This window comes from Acinetobacter sp. T63 (assembly GCF_053852345.1).
Genome location: NZ_CM132659.1, coordinates 2,692,716 through 2,708,768 on the forward strand (window position 1 = coordinate 2,692,716; position 16,053 = coordinate 2,708,768).

A 16,053-nucleotide genomic window follows, 5' to 3' on the forward strand; every position below is an offset into this window, starting at 1 on the left:
AAAGCAGCTGAGGGAATCAGCTGCTTGGTGAAATTACTGTTCTATTTTTATATTAGTGCCAAGGGCGGAGGTCGACGATTTTGATGACTTCTGCGGTTTCTTTGTTGAGCAATACCACCATATCTACTGCATTGGCTTTTAGCGGTAGCCAAGCATCTGCATTTGGATATTTTGCTAAAGCTTTTTCAACTTCTGCTTTTGAGTTGTACTGTTCCAATTCATTAAGTGGTAATACACGTTGTTGGATTTGGGTTTTGGCTTGAGTCAGTTCTACATAGCGTTCTGGACACTGTGCAATTGAAATACCGCTAAAAACTTCCGCAAACATTTCATCATTGCGTTGTTGTGTATCTTTGGCAAATTCAGTTGCGACATATTGCGGCTTAAGCCATGAAGCTTGTTGGAATTGAGGCTGTGCTTGCTGAATATTACTGTCAACCAATTCATTTTTGCGTACAAGTTCAAAACGATCTACGTTATAAACCAACCATGCAGGGCGACCTTGTTCAATACTATATACTCCATAACACAAAGCCGCAATTTGAATAAGAATAATCACACTGAGGTCAAATTTAAGTGTTTTCTTACCTTCTTTATAGACCAACAACCCCAAAAGTGGTCCCAAAATTACGTCGATGACCAATAGCATTAAAAAGATATGCGTTACGCCAACGGCTGTGGCGAGTGGAGATGGATACCAAGTAAAAAAAAACTAGTCCTACTACCAACAAAGCTACTAAAAAAGACAGTGACAAGTGGCTAAGGAAAAACTTTAGGCGTTTAGACATTAAAACCTCACGGCATTGTTATTTTAAAATAGTTGATAACCATACTCCCAAAATCGGGGTGGTGTTGATGGCAAACTTTCAGATAAGGCAGATGTATAAAAAAACAAATAAATAAAAGCTAGAGCAATTAAAATATAGACTATATATCCAAAAACTTGAGAAACTCTTGAAGCTTCATATGTTGATGGTTGAAAAGAAGTCGCATGCTGAAATTCAGGATTTTTAAGTAAAAAGACGAATAACCATAAAAGTGCAACTTGTGTAATAGGATAAATATGTATACCTGAAAAAGATAAGTCGATACTTACTGCTATAAATGCGGAAATTACAAAATAATTTTCTTTAAGATTCCATTTTATTCTTTTTAAAATATTACAAATGACCAAGATAAGAAAACCAAATCCTATCAAGCCCGTTTCTGTTAACACTTGAATAAATAAATTGTGTGGATGTGCTGAAATCACGCCTGAGTACTGATCTAATTGATAAAACCCGCATCCAAAGATTGGATTTTGTGACCAGCATTGAAAAGCATTTACCCAAAGCTCATAGCGTCCACTCGTTGATTCTCTAACAATTGATCTTACACTAGAAGCAGAATGACTTGAAAAAAATAAAATAGAAAAATATACGAGCCATATAGCAATATAAGTGAATAATAATTTAAATCGCGCAGCACGGTTAAATATACATACGCATGCAATAAAAACACTATACGCTAAAGTTGCTGAACGACCACCATCTAAAAGAATAGATAAAAATGCCAAAAATAAAAAAATTAAATAGATATTTTTAAATTTTTCTTGTTTTAAGTAAAACCAAATTGCAAAAATAGATAATACAAAAAAATAGCTGTTATAGACTCTAATATTCCATGGCATAGGATACCAGTTTTTATAGACTCCACTTAGCATAAACTCTATAATAGCAATAGGTAGCATCAAAAAAATAGAAAAACTTAACCAGATTACAAGTTTGGATAAAAACTCATTATAGTTTAAATTTAAGAAAGCCTTATAAAGCAAATAAAATAGAATAATTTCATAAAAAATATAAGAATAATTAGACCCAAATAAAAACCCCAACAACGTAAAAATAAGAAAACAAAAATCATATTTAGAAAAGTAGTTTTTTTTATGAATTAAACCAAAAAGAACCAACCCAATGAAGATAAATACTTCTAAAACTCTTAATTCGTTATAAAAATTAAAACCATATATAGAAAAACCCACAATAAACAACAAAAAATAAAGAGCTACGAATAGCTCTTTATTTTTAAAATGTTTAATTAAATTAAACATTAGGTCCCACGGCAAGTCTGAGGTACAAATTTATTGAGGGCCGAGTTAGAAATTTTACAACTCCATGCCACTCCTGCATTAGACAACGTTGGAGTTAAAACCAAGCTAGCACCATCTAAATTCACATCACCTGATGAAGCATTAGTACCCTTAATTAGAGCAGTAACGCTACCACCATCCCCAACTGTAACACTTGTTACATATGGAGAAGTTAAAGATGCTGCAGCTTCAAGTCCAGCTTCCGCATTTGTATCACACTTTGTAGAATCACCAGTAGAACTTAAACATTCACTTACTGCAGATTTAGCAGCAGCAGCATAATTCATTACCTCAGTTACTTTAGCACGTGTTGTATAGTCCTGATAAGCAGGAATCGCAATTGCAGCCAAAATACCAATGATCGCAACAACAATCATTAATTTTAAACATTCCATAAGTCACTTTATATGGACACGTATCAAACCATTGAATTATATTATTTTATTTGTTAATACATCTTGTCCATATGGACATGCCTTTTAATGGACAAATTTTTGAGTTTTGTCCATATTCGAAAATGGCTTTTACTCAGTGTGGTAGGATAAATTTTGATAAAAGCAGACTGGTCATGATTTATTTTAAAATTTTGACAAGCTAAAAATAGAGTAGAAAATCCAGACTCATTTATAAGCCAACTTCTGTATTTCTTTTTTATACTGAAGAATCACACGTCTTGCATAATGCAGAACAATACGTCTAGTTGCTTCGTCATAACCAAATTGCATGGGAAAAACTTTTACAGCTGGACGAGGTATTCGTTCACTTACTTTGAAGTCTTCTAGCTGTTTCATTCTATTACTCCCCCATGTATAGAGCATTGTTTTTTCAATTTTACACCGCACTCGTAATTGCACAAGCAATCATCACTAAACTAATATAGCTGTCTGCTTACTTAGCTGCTAATAATTTAGTTTTTCTGCTGCAAGTAACTTTCATATTCATATCTCTCAAAACTAACAAAACTGACATTTTTTGTCACTTAGTTACATAAATTTACCTATGCGTATACTAAGATTTTTAATCTATTAAACAATGTATTGATTTAGTTAGAAATAATTGAGTAATATACTTTGGCACACTTTATGCTATTTATAAATTAGCTTACAAAGCTTATAACTAAATTAACAACATTTGTGGAGAATGTTATGAATGCTCAAAAAGGCTTTACCTTGATCGAGCTGATGATAGTTGTCGCTATTATCGGTATCCTTGCTGCGATTGCACTTCCAGCTTACCAAGATTACACTGTACGTGCCCGTGTTTCAGAAGCTTTAGGTGTTGCAGGTACTGCGAAAGCAACAGTAGCAGAAAATATTACAATGAATGGTGGTGTTTTACCAGCTGAAACCGATAATGGTGGAAAGGGTGCATGTGCTGGTGTAGGTATCTTTGATGCTACTGCTAAAGATGGAAAAGGGGTTGGTAATGTAAGTACATTAGCGTGTGATCCTGAGGATGGATCGATCACAGTTACTATGAATGACAAAGGTAAGGGAGTGGCTCTTACTCTTACTCCTAGTCCAGATAGCTTAGCTGATCCAGATAAGGCAGACTCAAAAGCAGTAAACAACCCTGGTATTGCTTGGACTTGTACTACTATTGAAACTAATTTCAAATATGTTCCGACTGAATGCCGTAATCTTGCTGCTAGCTAATTAAGTATTAGATATAAAAACGCATCAAATTTGATGCGTTTTTTGCTTTAACTCAAAATTTTCTAACAATAGCGAATTCACTTTTTCAAGCAATTTTTCATAATCTTCTTTCAATTGCTCATAATCACTTTTCACCGCTTTGGTCCTGCTTTTAGCTAGTTCAACCTGCTGTGCAGGCGCAAGAATATGTTGCCCTACTTCCTGCGCAGCTAGCTCAATTGCCTCTATAAGCGCAGCATGACGGCTCTTTTTAATCGAGCCTCGTTTACGTCCAGCCTCCATTGCAACCGTATCGTTATTAATGGCAGAGCCTTTCGGTAGAATAATCGGTTTGTTGGCTTTTAATCGCTCTAAAGCAGCGTAATAATCATTGAGTGCACTCATATTTTACACCTCAATATTAATCGTTTTAATTTTTTGAATCATTTTGTTTAAAGCCAAAATATCACTGTCCATTTGCCCGTATAGCAGACTGTTCTGTACTTGCATATCTCTGACTCGTTGTAGTCGATGAACCGCTTTTTGCATCTTTTCCGCACTCTCTGCATCAAATACAGCATGGGCACAACTCAAACAGCTGGTAATAGCCGTAAATGAAATTTTTTCGCAAGAATCAGGGTTGGTACAGGCACCAAATAGACTTGGCTTATAGGCAATTTCACCCCTCTTCATGCGCTTAATCGTTTCATCCCGATCTGGAAAAACTTTCAATAACTGCTCACGGTCTTTTTGCAACTGTAAGTAGGTTCCTGCACCACCTGCCAAGCGACTAGAACTATTAATTACACTGTCCTCGAACTGGGCATAAGAATGTACCAGTCGCTGATACTCAAGCTCTTGAATAAACTCTTTTTGGCTATCATTGGCTAAAATATTCGGAGCAAATACTGAATTTTCTCGATAATATAGCGTCATCGCTTCGGTTAAATGCTTATATTGCACCGACAAGGCCCCTAGCCCAATAACGCCTGAACGTGCACCATAGACCGCCAAAGAACGTCTGAATTGATGCGTGCAAATATTCCAATATTTACCAATTTGACAGTCTTTTTCTTCTCGCCAGTTGCGGAAGCCATCGAATGCTTCCAGCTCAGCTATATCGCTTTCAGTGATTCGTAGTTCATCTCCCAACTTTTCTAGAAGATGCTGACGATAGTCATTAAAATTAGTCTCTGTGCGAGTCGGCGCACCTTCATAATTAGAAATAAAATCCGCCTCATGCTCAATATTTCGATTATTTTTATGCCGAGGTTTTTGTAAATATCTTGTTGGAAATAAGGGATATTCACGAGGATTAGAAAAATCATAATGTGGATTGAGCAAAGCATAAATCTCACCAATGCTTTGAGCAGCATTCACTCCGATTTGAATATCTTCAAATGTGATCCAATAGGTGGATTTATTACCGCCACCGTGTAATTTTGAAGTATAACCCATCAGCACATGCACAAGATGCTCATTGCTCTTAACCGTTTGATAGCAATCATAAGACAGTTGATTGACTTCGTTATCCCGCATACCTGTGAATAAGTGAATCCAAAGTTTGGCCATGCCTTGAATCAACGTCATATAACGGGTCAGATTTGGGTGTTTTTTAATCTGATGATTCTCAAATAGTTCTGTTAAACCCAGCAAATCACGAGCATCGTCGAAACTTATTGCTCGTTTAGCACGTTTAAACTCTACAGGCATCAGTGCAAAATTGGCATCCTGCTGAATACGCTGAAACCATTGCAACAACGCAGGTGCATTTTGATTAAATTCATTCAATTTATCTGCTAAAGCATTAATTAAAGTGATATAAAGCCGTGAAGGAATAAGTTTGGTTTGCGGGCCGACTTTACCTGACTGTAAGCGCAATAATGCAACGAGTTTGACTAAATGCTCAATCGGTTGATATGTACTAAAAGCAGGGATTAATAAGGGGTACTGCTGTTGTAGCGTAAAACAATCGGTTAAAAATGCTTTGATGCACAAAGCGGTTGAATAACTCACGCCAGCATAAGCATCATTGACTTTCGATAGATAAGCACCATTACCAAATAACTGCTGCAACGTACAACCATTCTTGTATGCAAGTCGTGCAAACTGACGCAATGCAAGATGGCGTTGCTTAATACTTTTAATGATCGACTTACCTGTTTTAACGTATAATAATGCAAAGATGATTTTTTTCATTTCTGCACGTATTTGACAGAATAAAAAATTATCTTCACGAGCATTTTCAAGCCAGCTATCAAAATTCAGGCGACAGTGGCACTTCGGTAAATAGGGTGAAAGATCCCAAACATTGTCTGCATAAACCGATAATGTTGCACCACTTTTCATTCGAGACAATACAAAAGAACTTGGAATAGTCAGCTGATTATTTTGTAGATTGTACTCATCAGGTAAAAACTGCTCAGCAATACCCAATGAATATAGATATGAATTAAATGAACTCATGATATCCACCCCAGATCAATTAAAAGCTCAAAATGATTGAGCCAATAGGCATCTAAATCCCCACTTTCTACTTCTTCTTGAATTGAAAAAATACGATTACGTAAATTTTCATAAGTATTTGATAAATCGTTGAGTACTTCGTCAATTCGGTGTAGTACAACCCCAAACTGCTGTTCCCACTTGATTAAGTCCGTAGCTTTTTGTTTAACGTAGCCGAGCAGGCTTTTCAGTGATAAAAGCTTACGCACATCTTCGTCATCAGCGTGGACTGCATAGTGTTGGCAGAATAAGCAATGCTCAAATTGCTGACAATTGGGTGTAGGGGCTTGTTCAGTAAACCCAATAGCTTTTTCAGGCTGTGGATGGATAGAGGCACATGCTCCGACAGGCGAGGCTTGAGCTTCAATAGTTTCATCTAGCATTTGCACCTGAATACGTTCAACTGTTCGCGCTTTTGCGACGGCAACTTCTCGCAGCTCATTAAAAAACTGTGAAATTTGTTGAGCTGCATCTTTGAATGAAGTACGTGCATAATTATTTCTTGCGGTATCGAGTGAGTGACCCATGACTTCAGCTTCAAGCAATAAATCGCCATCGCTCAGTTCAACATATTGACTGCTAACATGCTTGCGCCACTCTTGCGGAGTGATCCAAGCCATTTTCGGGAAAATGCGCTGTAAAAAATTTTTTATTAATTGTAATCTGCCGTTGCTTACAGGTCCCAATTGCTGAATTTCATTGCGCAATGGAAAGACAAAATCACATGCTTCATCTTGTACATACCATTCTCGAAGTTCCAAAATCTTCCTAAAAACTGGCTCAAATTTCACCCCAAATTCTGGTCGTACTATCTTGTCACCTGCACGGCTTTTTGTTCCTGAAAACCTTCGCCCTTGGGTACTTGGTAGGATTTCCATCGTATCAAGTTGTAACTGTTGAGCAGTGTCTAGATTTGCTCCAGTTTGTGCAATAAATAACAGCATGCCGATGGCAAGACCGTAGGAGGCAAGTCTTTCACGCTCTAAATGTCTCTTATCTTTGTTGCGTTCTTCAAATTTACGGATCGCTTGATTGCGATTTTCACGTACACGTTTTCGATGCTCACTATCTTCTTCTAACTCAAAATCAGCTAGCATTTTTGACAATGTCGGAATTGAGCTATATTTGGCTAAGTAACTCTGTACATCAAACTGAATATGTTGTTTATCAGTTTGATGATGAAAGCCCGAGTAAAAATAAAAATCTTCTTCATCTATAGATTGAAAATGCGCAGGAAAGTCATTTTCTTGTACAACAATACGATGAATTTCAAGAAAGACATTCAACAAAGTTGCATAAGTTTTTTGATGATCTTCTTTAGCGATTGGCAAAACAGGCACATCATAACGCTGAGACTGTACTTGCATCGCTTGACTAACAATATCAATTTCATGACAGTCAAATACATATGCGATTAACTTCGCCACATTACGCTGATATTGCTTTGCTGTATGTGCAGCTAGGTTTTCTTCATCAGTATCTGCAAGCAAAGTGCGATCAACTAAATATTTGCTGTAACGACGATACGCATCTATTACACTGTCTTGATTTGATAAATCAAAATTTTTCTTTTGGCTATCCACCCAATCTAAAAAAAGTTTACTAGTGTAGTAAAACAATCCTTTTGACAAATCTGATCCGCTCATTTGCAACAAATAGTCCGTTAAACACTGCAAAAAATAACGTCTTTTTTCATCAAAAGATGCAGATAACTGTTGTTCTGACAAAACCTCGCCAAATACTCTTTTACGATAAAACAGAGTTCCGATGTCAAATGTTTTAAAAGCAAAAGAAGCTGTCTTATCTTTGCAGACAAGAACAAGTCGCTCATGCTCATTAATTTGTTTGTTGATATCTGAGATATGCACAAAAATTGGAGAGCGTCTAAAATTCATGACAATTCTCCTGCTAAATTTGTACAAGACATCACGTACTTCATTAAGCTTGATTCATACTCATGCTGAATTTTACTGCGCCATTGCAATCGTGATTTATAATTCAAATACTGTAAAGTCGTGCTGATGTTGCGATGTCCCATCCGAGCTTGCACATACTCAACCGCAGTCATAGCAGAATGCCCTTCAGGTAGATGCTGTAACTGACTTTCCAGCAGATTCATCCCAAAACTGGCACGTAAGTCATGGAATTTGAAACTTTTAAATTGTGGATCAATCAAGCGAATTTCGGGTAATAGCACGACTTTTAAATAACTACGTACCGCTTCACCCTCATACAGTTTCAGCCTCGCCCCAAATGAGTCAGAGGCTTTGATCTGCTCAGTTAGTTCTTGCTGTTCGGCTTTGCTTGTATAAAATGGTGTGCCAAGCTTGGTGAGAAACACATAATTTTCATCCGAATCACCATAATTGGACTTGTTTCTACGCTGGCGTGCTTGCTCACTATTGATATAGATTTTAAGATCTTGTGCTAACCAATTTGGAATTAACAATGTCATTGGCTTTTGAAATTTAGTGTCCACACCTGTACCTGCCCCAATTGGCAGACGAATAAAGCCATGACTATCAAGCTCACAACCAATTAAGTTTTTGATTCGTAAAGTACAAATCGTTTGTAAACGAGCACCTGTGAATAATGCTAGATAGAACATCAACTGATATTCTCGTGATGATTTTTGCAGTGCTTTTAATATGACAGTTTGCGATTCAACGCTGAGAGGGCTTAATTCACCACCATCCACAATCGCTTCAGAATTTGGAGCTTTGGCTGGAACATGAATCGCAAGATCATGCGACTTAATTGCCATTTTTCTACGTGCGCCAAACTCATTATCCACCGCAATATATTTGTAGACGTCTTTAAACGGTATGCCATAACGCTGATGATCAACTAAGTCTTCTGTAACGAGAAATCGATAAAAATTCACTACCGCATTAATTCGATTACTCGCAGAGCGAGCTGAAATTAGACCTGCATTCGCTTGCTCAATAAGACGAGTGCGATATTTAAAAATCGCATTTGACTGTTTTAGTTTGTGGAATTTCAAACAGTCCAGTTGCTCATCTTCTAAAAAACGCTGAAAATCAACCAACTGATTGGCGATAGATGCAAATGTTTTAGAATCATACTGTATTGTTTGCTCAAGTTTTTTCAGCAAATACAGATTAAAAACGTCAGAAGGGCTGCCATCTCCCTGAATAATTACAGGGAATTCAAGATACACATCACCATGTTTTTCGAATGCTGCATCATTTAAACGATCAGTTGCCTTTCTCAACGTCGATAACTGAAATTTTTTAATAGTCACAACTTTGGCTTTCGATTGGTAACGTGACTGACCATTTTTAAGTTTAGTGCTCATTTTGAGCCTCCTGTTTATTAAAAAACAGGCAAAAAGTGATCTTGAGATAGGATTGACAAAAATGCCCCTATTCATCAAAATACAAATGTCTGATCAGCAATGAAGACATTCATAAGAGCTCATGTTCCCGCATGGGCTTTTATACTTTTTGCCGAATGAAAATAATTACTTTTAAAATTTAGCCCACAGCATCTATCTCTTTTGTAGCGTTTTTTGATTTATACTTGACAAATCATTCAAATAGCCTTGGATTTTAAGTTCTCTCATAATCAGTACTGAAGACTGTGCATCAAGACTTCTTAAATGATCTGAACAATATCGTTGATAAGCCTCACGAATTTCAGAATTCGGTAGCCGAACCAAGAATGGCTTTCCTTTCATATCGTTTACCCTTGCGTGTTAGTTCATGATTTTCTCGAGCGTGTTACACTATGTTAGTATCGCTAACAAATTAATATTAATCGTTTGATTAACTAAAATCAACAGGATTTATTCAAATGAATAAGATTTTTTTAACAGAAGAACGTAATAGGTTGAATTTAAAAGCAAAAGATGTAGCTGAATTTGTTGGTGTAGCAATTCCTACACAGTCTAATTATGAAAATGGCAAACGCTCTCCAGATGCAGAGTATCTTGCTAAACTTACGGAATTAGGCTTTGATATTAATTACGTTTTAACAGGAAAAAGAGAGTCTTTAAGTCTGGCAACACAAGAAAAAGTGCTGATTGAATTATTTCGGCAAGCACCAGAAACTGTACAAAGACATATCTTGGCTGGGTTATTAACTCAAAATACTCCAGAACCACCTAAGGGTAATATTGTTACGGTCGGTGACTCAAATACTGGGAATGTTGCAGGAAGAGATATAACTCTTAAATAAATAGCTAGGATTCTTATGACAAATAATTCTGTTTCTGTCGGTCATTCAAATACAGGCAATGTATGTGGCGGCAATTTAACAATTAATCACTCATTACGAGAGCGTTCAAAATTCTGTGTCAGCCGAATTGGCTAGAGTTTAATTATATCATCGAGCCTGCCTTCAAAGTAAATCGATAACTGTGTGATGGTTTGCCCCCAGTTTGTCACCGGCATTGTCCATTTTTCAGAAGCCTGTTGAATGCCAATATACAGCAATTTCAGCAGGCTATTTTCATTCGGGAAAGCCCCCTTGGTTTTGGTCAGTTTTCTGAATTGGCGATGTACTGCTTCAACCGCATTGGTGGTATAAATTGGCTTCCTAACCGCTTTCGGATATTTGAAATAGGCACTGAGTAAATGCCATTTTTCACGCCATGAACGAATGACTTTCTCGTATTTATCCCCCCATTTGGCTTCCAGCTCATCTAGCGCCATTTCAGCTGCCTGCTTGGTATCTGCTCGGTAAACAGGCTTCAGATCAGCCATAAAGGCTTTTTGATCCTTACTGGCCACATAACGCAAGCTATTGCGGATTTGGTGAATAATACATAACTGCACTTCTGTCTGCGGAAATATCGCAGCAATTGCTTCAGGGAAGCCTTTAAGCCCATCAACGCAGGCGATCAGAATGTCTTGTATGCCACGGTTCTGCAAATCTGTGAGTACGCTGAGCCAATAATTAGCACCTTCACTTTCTGATAGGTAAAGACCCAGCAGTTCTTTATGGCCTTCGGTATTTAATCCCAGCACGGTATAAACGGCTTTGTTGACATAACGGCCTTCATCCTTGATCTTGTAATGGATGGCATCGAGCCACACAAAGGGATATACGGCATCAAGCGGCCTCTGTTGCCAGGCACGTAATTCGGGGATTAGCTTGTCTGTAATATTGGTAATGGCACCCTCGGAAATATCCAGTGCATACATATCGGCAATATGTTTTTGAATATCACGGTAGCTCATGCCGAGCGCAAACAGTGAGATGACTTTACTGTCGATCTCTTCAGAGAGTTTGGTTTGATTTTTCTTGACGAGTTGAGGCTCAAAATCACCAGTGCGATCACGAGGTGTTTCCAGTTCAAATGAACCGGAGGATGATTTTACGGTCTTGCGAGAGTAACCATTCCTGCGATTGGATGGTTTAGGATTTTCTTCCAGATAGTTTTCAATTTCAGCATTTAAAGCCGCTTCTGTCAGCTGTTTGATTAGTGGTGTCAGGATACCGTTTTCACCAGTGAGGGGTTGTCCTGATTGTAATTGTTTTAAAGCTGCTTCGAAATCAAAGTTGTTTGCCATGATGTGTCATTTCCTGTTTGATTCAGTTTATTGAAATGACACAGATTTTTGAACACTACCCTCATTACCATGTAAAAATGGTGATGGGATGCTTTCTTATGAAGACTATCAGAGGTTTCCTTATTGTAATCAATGTATCTCATCATTCCGTAATCAGACATTTTTTCGCTATCAAAAACATGCTATCGCGATTTGTTGGGTAATCTTTGCCTTAGTAATTGGTGGATTTTATTTCATTATGGGACGTTTACCAAATTTTGCGGGTATTATGTTTCAGAAACATAATTTAATGGAGCCTTTGATCCCATTAATGTCAACATTAATTTTATGTCTTGTAGTTTTTTGTCTAGGTAGAGTTTATGCTATATTTTTAGCAAAAAAATATATCAATCAAAATTTAAGCTATCACTAACATAAAACTTTACTGACTCTATATTATTTTTAAATTTATCAATAAATTATGAACCACTTGGTTCCCTGCTTTACGAGTCTTCACTGTATTCAAATAAATCTTGCATATTACAATTAAAATATTCACATAAGGTATCAGCGACTGAAAGTTCAATTCGTACTGCACGATCATAGTAAAGACTTGTGAGCGTATTACGATTAATACCAGTCGCTTGAGCTACCTCACTTAACTTTAAAATTTTTCGCTCACCCATCAAATTTGACAACCTACATCTAATCATAACAACCTTCAAATTAAAAAAAATAACCTACAGCAGGTCAATTCAACTTGATAAATAACTTTTACCGTGATAATTTAACTTGCAGCAGGTTATATTGTTTTATTAAAAAACAAATTAGCCGTTCTAAATTTCATTATATAGTTTTTTAAGGAAGTTCAGCTATGAATAACTATTTTTCTCCAAAATTCTCTGTTTCAGAGGAAGTTCGTTCAACTGCTGTTGCACTAATCAAAGAGTTTAATATTGACCGTACATTTGATTTAGCTTTGTTTCTGAATGTTAACCCTAACTTAAATGACCAAGATGCGACTTTAGCCTGGGTGAATTATTTTGAAAAAAACCAACATGATCTCAGTGACTTCAATCATGTTAGACGCCACTTTATGAAAAATTTTCCTAAAATTATGTTTGCAAATTTCAGTGAATAAAATAATCAAAGGGAGATATCAAATATCTCCCTTAATTTTTATAGCAATGCTCTTATGGTAATCTCAACAAAAAGTGAAATTCAATTTAATTGGTTGTAAAAATATGGAATTATTTATAAAAGCAGGCCATATTGAGCCTTCAGTCATTATTTTTGACGTGTTTGGTACACTTGTAAAAATAGAGGAAAGACGTTCCCCATATAGAAAATTAATGAAATAGCTAAAAGAAAATGGGCGACAACCAAAACCTGATGATGCCAAATTTATTATGTCCCACAATTTGAATTTGGCAGAGCTTACAAAGCGATTAGCAGTAAATATTCCAGACCAATTTCTGCAAGAACTTGAGCATGATTTAGATGAAGAGTTACGCTCTATTAGACTGTATGAAGATACCTTATCAACTTTGGAAGAATTAAAAAAACTGGGATTCAGATTGGCAGTATGCTCAAATTTAGCGATGCCATATGGAAAAGTTGTTTCTTCATTTTTACCTTCTCTTGATGCTTATGCTTGGAGTTATGAGGTTGGAGCAATTAAACCAGAGTCACAAATTTATCAATATTTAATTGATAAATTACAATGTCATGCCAAAGACATTTTGTTTATTGGAGATACTCTTTTAGCTGATTACAGTGGTCCAACTGAATTTGGTATGTCAGCACGTTTAATTGATCGTAAGAGTGGGCAAAAGCTGGCAGATGTTTTAAGCGACATACTTTAACAACTCGTGAACGCCACCTAATAGTGAATACTCACAGCTCCTCATCTTTCCATTTTTTAAATTCTGCAATTCGTTCTTCAAGCTCCAGAACCCATGCTGGTTTTATATGTGGCACATTTAGGCGCTCAACACCTTGATGGTCAAAAAACTTATACACCTTTGCCGCCAACTTGATAAACGCCTGTTCAAACGTATTTGCCCAAACATCTAAACGATAATCATGATAATGCTCTTGGTATAATTTACCACCATCTTCTACTTTATTGAGATGTGAGCCAGTTTCTAAATAAATCACTAATTGCCCATTATCTTCATCATTATATGCACCGTGATAAACATTTTGGCAGTGCCCCCATGTATTCCAGTGCCATGATGGTACATCACCAATAACCGTCCAGAAAGCTGGGTGTGTATCAATAAAATGATAGGCAGTTAAAAAGTCTGTTGGATTTGCGAGATATGCTTGCTCATTTTCAAAGGCAGTCTGTAAAGCAGATTGTAAATGCTCAAATTTATTTTTATCGGTGTAGGAAAACAAACTACTAGAAAGATGCTCAGAGGTTTTAAAAAATAAGCCTCCACTCTCTTTATCCTTACCAAAATATTGATAAACCTCTGGTAAAATCTGTAAATCTGTAGGTTTGACATGATGGATCTGGTGTTGTACGTCTTTTAAGCTTTCATGAATTGCTTCCATACGATCAGGGTAAGTGACGACAAGTTTCGTATCTCGCAGTGATAAAATTGCTGGTTCAGTTATTTGGGGTAACTGTTCTAACAGCCAGTCTGGTAATTGTTTTAATTCAGTCGGTTGCATTTTTAGTTATCCTTTTTTAAATAATTCCAACTTGTTACATGCGTTACACAACATAATTTGTGAAAGTTGATTGTAAGTTAGTCCATAGGAGTATATTGTCACTCAAGGGCTTCAACAAAATTAAGAACAGAAATCAAGCCACTCATCGTTTCTATTTGATGAATTGGGATACCGCTAGTGACTCTATTTTCGGACGTTAAAAAAATCTTCATCGCAGCCTGATCACCACCTGTCAAAGCATGTAAAGCCTGGTATAGACGAATCAGCAACAGTGCTAATTTCCCCTGTTTAGAATTTGGATCTAATTCAGGTTGGTTTTGCAATTGAGTGATTGCCTCAACATCCATATCTAGCACTATTGCGAGCTGAGACTGACTAAGGGAAAGTAGTTTAGCAGCCCTAAGTACTGACTTTCCCAATACAGCTGCTGGTACTACCTGCTGTTCCAATAACGTCATAGCATCACCTCAAGCTCTAATTTTACTGATCAAGCCTTAAATCTAACAATATCATACAAATTTCTAGATAAAACGATCACCTATTCCTGTTCGTAGCATACCGGTTATTCTTACTTGTTAGACGACCAGAAATAGTCACATAAGCTAATTTTGCCGACACCTGATGATTCATACTTACACCACGCCATGCTGCTTCCAAGGCAAGTTTTTGATGAACAATGATGGAACACGAACAATAAATCGACCACTATATTAACCAAGGTGGGCAGTTTTTAAATGCTGTTAGGGGGGCATTTTTACACTGCCGCTAACACAGCTATCTTCCTATTTTTTTAAAATAGGTTTCACATTTTGAAGCGGGGCCAAAATTATATTTTAAAGCAGTATTGGCTCTAGCTGTTGCATATTCAATACCTTGAATTTCACGCTGCTGAGCAAAAACTTGAATCGCAGGATGTAACTGTTCTGAGCAACTGGCATCGTTGCTAAAGTATTTTAAAGTCTTGGTATTGGAAAAATATATTGCAGCAAACAATCGCCCATCTTTAAACACAATCGCGGATGAAGCATCTAAACTGCTTACAGAACGACCTTCATAATACAGCGCCTCATCTGTTTTCAGTAAATATGGCGCTGAGTAATTGTCAAAATTAGATTGAAATTTTAGATAATCATGCTTTAACAATGTTTGAAGTCCTGTTTGGATTTTTGGATTCAAAACAATTTGAGGAATTGATGAAATATCTGAATATTGAATGAAGTCTAGTTCTTGAGCATGAGTAAAAACAGAGAGTGAAAAAAGTAGAAAAAGATAAGATGTATTCTTCATATCAAATTTATTATTTTTATGTCCATATTGACTTACTTATGGATTGTTCATTTTGTATGGACACTTATGGAGTATCGATTAGGGTGAAACCCTTTTGAACAGTTTTCATAACATTCTCCACAAATGTTTTGTTAATTTTTTATAAGCTTTATAAGCTATTTTGTATATAGCACTATATGTGCCAACTTTTATTATAAATATATTTAAAGAAAAAACAGCTATTTAAGTATAAAAAATTTTCACTTTATTTTTTTAGTGTATTTTTATGTAAAAAAGTGACACTTAATGTCACATATTTACA

At 36.4% G+C, this 16,053-nt stretch carries 16 protein-coding genes and 2 pseudogenes; 5 read left to right on the forward strand and 13 right to left on the reverse strand.

The window, feature by feature from the left end:
* Positions 1-52: 52 nt before the first annotated feature.
* The 4 genes and pseudogenes from tfpZ to ACVLR6_RS12995 all read right to left on the reverse strand — a co-directional run bounded on the left by tfpZ (position 53) and on the right by ACVLR6_RS12995 (position 2,919).
* A pseudogene (gene tfpZ, locus ACVLR6_RS12980) lies at positions 53-788 on the reverse strand (TfpX/TfpZ family type IV pilin accessory protein).
* Between the two features lie 23 nt (positions 789-811).
* Entirely contained in the window at positions 812-2,089 is a 1,278-nt protein-coding gene (locus tag ACVLR6_RS12985; RefSeq protein ID WP_455995385.1) for an O-antigen ligase family protein, read from the reverse strand.
* On the reverse strand, positions 2,089-2,505 hold the full coding sequence (locus tag ACVLR6_RS12990; RefSeq protein ID WP_455995386.1) for a pilin: 417 nt from the start codon (positions 2,503-2,505) through the stop codon (positions 2,089-2,091). Before ACVLR6_RS12990 ends, ACVLR6_RS12985 begins: the two co-directional genes overlap by 1 nt.
* A gap of 243 nt (positions 2,506-2,748) precedes the next feature.
* Positions 2,749-2,919, reverse strand: coding sequence for a hypothetical protein (locus ACVLR6_RS12995; RefSeq protein WP_455995388.1), 171 nt, complete (start codon positions 2,917-2,919; stop codon positions 2,749-2,751).
* Between the two features lie 354 nt (positions 2,920-3,273).
* On the opposite strand from ACVLR6_RS12995, the gene ACVLR6_RS13000 reads away from it, so the two are divergent.
* Positions 3,274-3,783 carry a pilin gene (locus tag ACVLR6_RS13000; protein WP_455995390.1) on the forward strand — a complete coding sequence of 170 codons (510 nt, stop codon included), beginning with the start codon at positions 3,274-3,276 and terminating at the stop codon, positions 3,781-3,783.
* Positions 3,784-3,807: 24 nt separating this feature from the next.
* Here the strand turns inward: ACVLR6_RS13000 and ACVLR6_RS13005 are convergent, their stop codons facing one another.
* Genes ACVLR6_RS13005 through ACVLR6_RS13020 form a run of 4 tightly spaced genes read right to left on the reverse strand, consistent with a single transcriptional unit; the run spans position 3,808 to position 9,586 of the window.
* Positions 3,808-4,167 (reverse strand): hypothetical protein, encoded by a 360-nt coding sequence (locus ACVLR6_RS13005; RefSeq protein WP_455995391.1) that lies wholly within the window; start codon positions 4,165-4,167, stop codon positions 3,808-3,810.
* Between the two features lie 3 nt (positions 4,168-4,170).
* Entirely contained in the window at positions 4,171-6,228 is a 2,058-nt protein-coding gene (locus ACVLR6_RS13010) for a hypothetical protein (RefSeq protein ID WP_455995392.1), read from the reverse strand.
* Positions 6,225-8,162, reverse strand: a complete 1,938-nt coding sequence (locus tag ACVLR6_RS13015) for a hypothetical protein (protein ID WP_455995394.1) — start codon at positions 8,160-8,162, stop codon at positions 6,225-6,227. The genes ACVLR6_RS13010 and ACVLR6_RS13015 overlap by 4 nt, the downstream gene beginning before the upstream one ends.
* Positions 8,159-9,586 carry a tyrosine-type recombinase/integrase gene (locus tag ACVLR6_RS13020; RefSeq protein ID WP_455995396.1) on the reverse strand — a complete coding sequence of 476 codons (1,428 nt, stop codon included), beginning with the start codon at positions 9,584-9,586 and terminating at the stop codon, positions 8,159-8,161. The genes ACVLR6_RS13015 and ACVLR6_RS13020 overlap by 4 nt, the downstream gene beginning before the upstream one ends.
* Before the next feature lie 497 nt (positions 9,587-10,083).
* On the opposite strand from ACVLR6_RS13020, the gene ACVLR6_RS13025 reads away from it, so the two are divergent.
* Positions 10,084-10,467: a helix-turn-helix domain-containing protein gene (locus tag ACVLR6_RS13025; RefSeq protein WP_017400549.1), complete on the forward strand. Its 384-nt coding sequence runs from the start codon at positions 10,084-10,086 to the stop codon at positions 10,465-10,467.
* 131 nt (positions 10,468-10,598) lie between these two features.
* Here ACVLR6_RS13025 and ACVLR6_RS13030 read toward each other — a convergent pair whose 3' ends face one another.
* On the reverse strand, positions 10,599-11,804 hold the full coding sequence (locus ACVLR6_RS13030; protein ID WP_004911237.1) for an IS256 family transposase: 1,206 nt from the start codon (positions 11,802-11,804) through the stop codon (positions 10,599-10,601).
* Between the two features lie 88 nt (positions 11,805-11,892).
* Here ACVLR6_RS13030 and ACVLR6_RS13035 point away from each other — a divergent pair, with 88 nt between their 5' ends.
* Entirely contained in the window at positions 11,893-12,216 is a 324-nt protein-coding gene (locus ACVLR6_RS13035) for a hypothetical protein (protein WP_455995397.1), read from the forward strand.
* A 70-nt stretch (positions 12,217-12,286) separates the two neighbouring features.
* Here the strand turns inward: ACVLR6_RS13035 and ACVLR6_RS13040 are convergent, their stop codons facing one another.
* Positions 12,287-12,496, reverse strand: a complete 210-nt coding sequence (locus ACVLR6_RS13040; protein WP_455996193.1) for a helix-turn-helix domain-containing protein — start codon at positions 12,494-12,496, stop codon at positions 12,287-12,289.
* 161 nt (positions 12,497-12,657) lie between these two features.
* Here ACVLR6_RS13040 and ACVLR6_RS13045 point away from each other — a divergent pair, with 161 nt between their 5' ends.
* Together ACVLR6_RS13045 and ACVLR6_RS13050 are read left to right on the forward strand one after the other, a co-directional pair.
* A complete protein-coding gene (locus tag ACVLR6_RS13045; RefSeq protein WP_004281168.1) occupies positions 12,658-12,924 on the forward strand; it encodes a hypothetical protein in 267 nt (88 codons plus the stop codon).
* Positions 12,925-13,027: 103 nt separating this feature from the next.
* Positions 13,028-13,648, forward strand: a pseudogene (locus ACVLR6_RS13050) (HAD family hydrolase).
* A gap of 31 nt (positions 13,649-13,679) precedes the next feature.
* Here ACVLR6_RS13050 and ACVLR6_RS13055 read toward each other — a convergent pair.
* The 3 genes from ACVLR6_RS13055 to ACVLR6_RS13065 all read right to left on the reverse strand — a co-directional run bounded on the left by ACVLR6_RS13055 (position 13,680) and on the right by ACVLR6_RS13065 (position 15,752).
* Positions 13,680-14,465 carry a hypothetical protein gene (locus tag ACVLR6_RS13055; RefSeq protein ID WP_061519882.1) on the reverse strand — a complete coding sequence of 262 codons (786 nt, stop codon included), beginning with the start codon at positions 14,463-14,465 and terminating at the stop codon, positions 13,680-13,682.
* 98 nt (positions 14,466-14,563) lie between these two features.
* Positions 14,564-14,923: an antitoxin Xre/MbcA/ParS toxin-binding domain-containing protein gene (locus ACVLR6_RS13060; protein ID WP_005018086.1), complete on the reverse strand. Its 360-nt coding sequence runs from the start codon at positions 14,921-14,923 to the stop codon at positions 14,564-14,566.
* 316 nt (positions 14,924-15,239) lie between these two features.
* On the reverse strand, positions 15,240-15,752 hold the full coding sequence (locus ACVLR6_RS13065) for a hypothetical protein (RefSeq protein ID WP_455995399.1): 513 nt from the start codon (positions 15,750-15,752) through the stop codon (positions 15,240-15,242).
* Positions 15,753-16,053: the final 301 nt, after the last annotated feature.

Bases quoted from the DNA above. Each gene is read 5' to 3' on its own strand.
- ACVLR6_RS12995 (WP_455995388.1), bottom strand. From the start codon at position 2,919: ATGAAACAGCTAGAAGACTTCAAAGTAAGTGAACGAATACCTCGTCCA.
- ACVLR6_RS13020 (WP_455995396.1), bottom strand. From the start codon at position 9,586: ATGAGCACTAAACTTAAAAATGGTCAGTCACGTTACCAATCGAAAGCC.
- ACVLR6_RS12990 (WP_455995386.1), bottom strand. From the start codon at position 2,505: ATGATTGTTGTTGCGATCATTGGTATTTTGGCTGCAATTGCGATTCCT.
- ACVLR6_RS13010 (WP_455995392.1), bottom strand. From the start codon at position 6,228: ATGAGTTCATTTAATTCATATCTATATTCATTGGGTATTGCTGAGCAG.
- ACVLR6_RS13055 (WP_061519882.1), bottom strand. From the start codon at position 14,465: ATGCAACCGACTGAATTAAAACAATTACCAGACTGGCTGTTAGAACAG.
- ACVLR6_RS13000 (WP_455995390.1), top strand. From the start codon at position 3,274: ATGAATGCTCAAAAAGGCTTTACCTTGATCGAGCTGATGATAGTTGTC.
- ACVLR6_RS13045 (WP_004281168.1), top strand. From the start codon at position 12,658: ATGAATAACTATTTTTCTCCAAAATTCTCTGTTTCAGAGGAAGTTCGT.
- ACVLR6_RS13040 (WP_455996193.1), bottom strand. From the start codon at position 12,496: ATGATTAGATGTAGGTTGTCAAATTTGATGGGTGAGCGAAAAATTTTA.
- ACVLR6_RS13005 (WP_455995391.1), bottom strand. From the start codon at position 4,167: ATGAGTGCACTCAATGATTATTACGCTGCTTTAGAGCGATTAAAAGCC.
- ACVLR6_RS13060 (WP_005018086.1), bottom strand. From the start codon at position 14,923: ATGACGTTATTGGAACAGCAGGTAGTACCAGCAGCTGTATTGGGAAAG.
- ACVLR6_RS13030 (WP_004911237.1), bottom strand. From the start codon at position 11,804: ATGGCAAACAACTTTGATTTCGAAGCAGCTTTAAAACAATTACAATCA.
- ACVLR6_RS13035 (WP_455995397.1), top strand. From the start codon at position 11,893: ATGCTTTCTTATGAAGACTATCAGAGGTTTCCTTATTGTAATCAATGT.
- ACVLR6_RS12985 (WP_455995385.1), bottom strand. From the start codon at position 2,089: ATGTTTAATTTAATTAAACATTTTAAAAATAAAGAGCTATTCGTAGCT.
- ACVLR6_RS13015 (WP_455995394.1), bottom strand. From the start codon at position 8,162: ATGAATTTTAGACGCTCTCCAATTTTTGTGCATATCTCAGATATCAAC.
- ACVLR6_RS13025 (WP_017400549.1), top strand. From the start codon at position 10,084: ATGAATAAGATTTTTTTAACAGAAGAACGTAATAGGTTGAATTTAAAA.
- ACVLR6_RS13065 (WP_455995399.1), bottom strand. From the start codon at position 15,752: ATGAAGAATACATCTTATCTTTTTCTACTTTTTTCACTCTCTGTTTTT.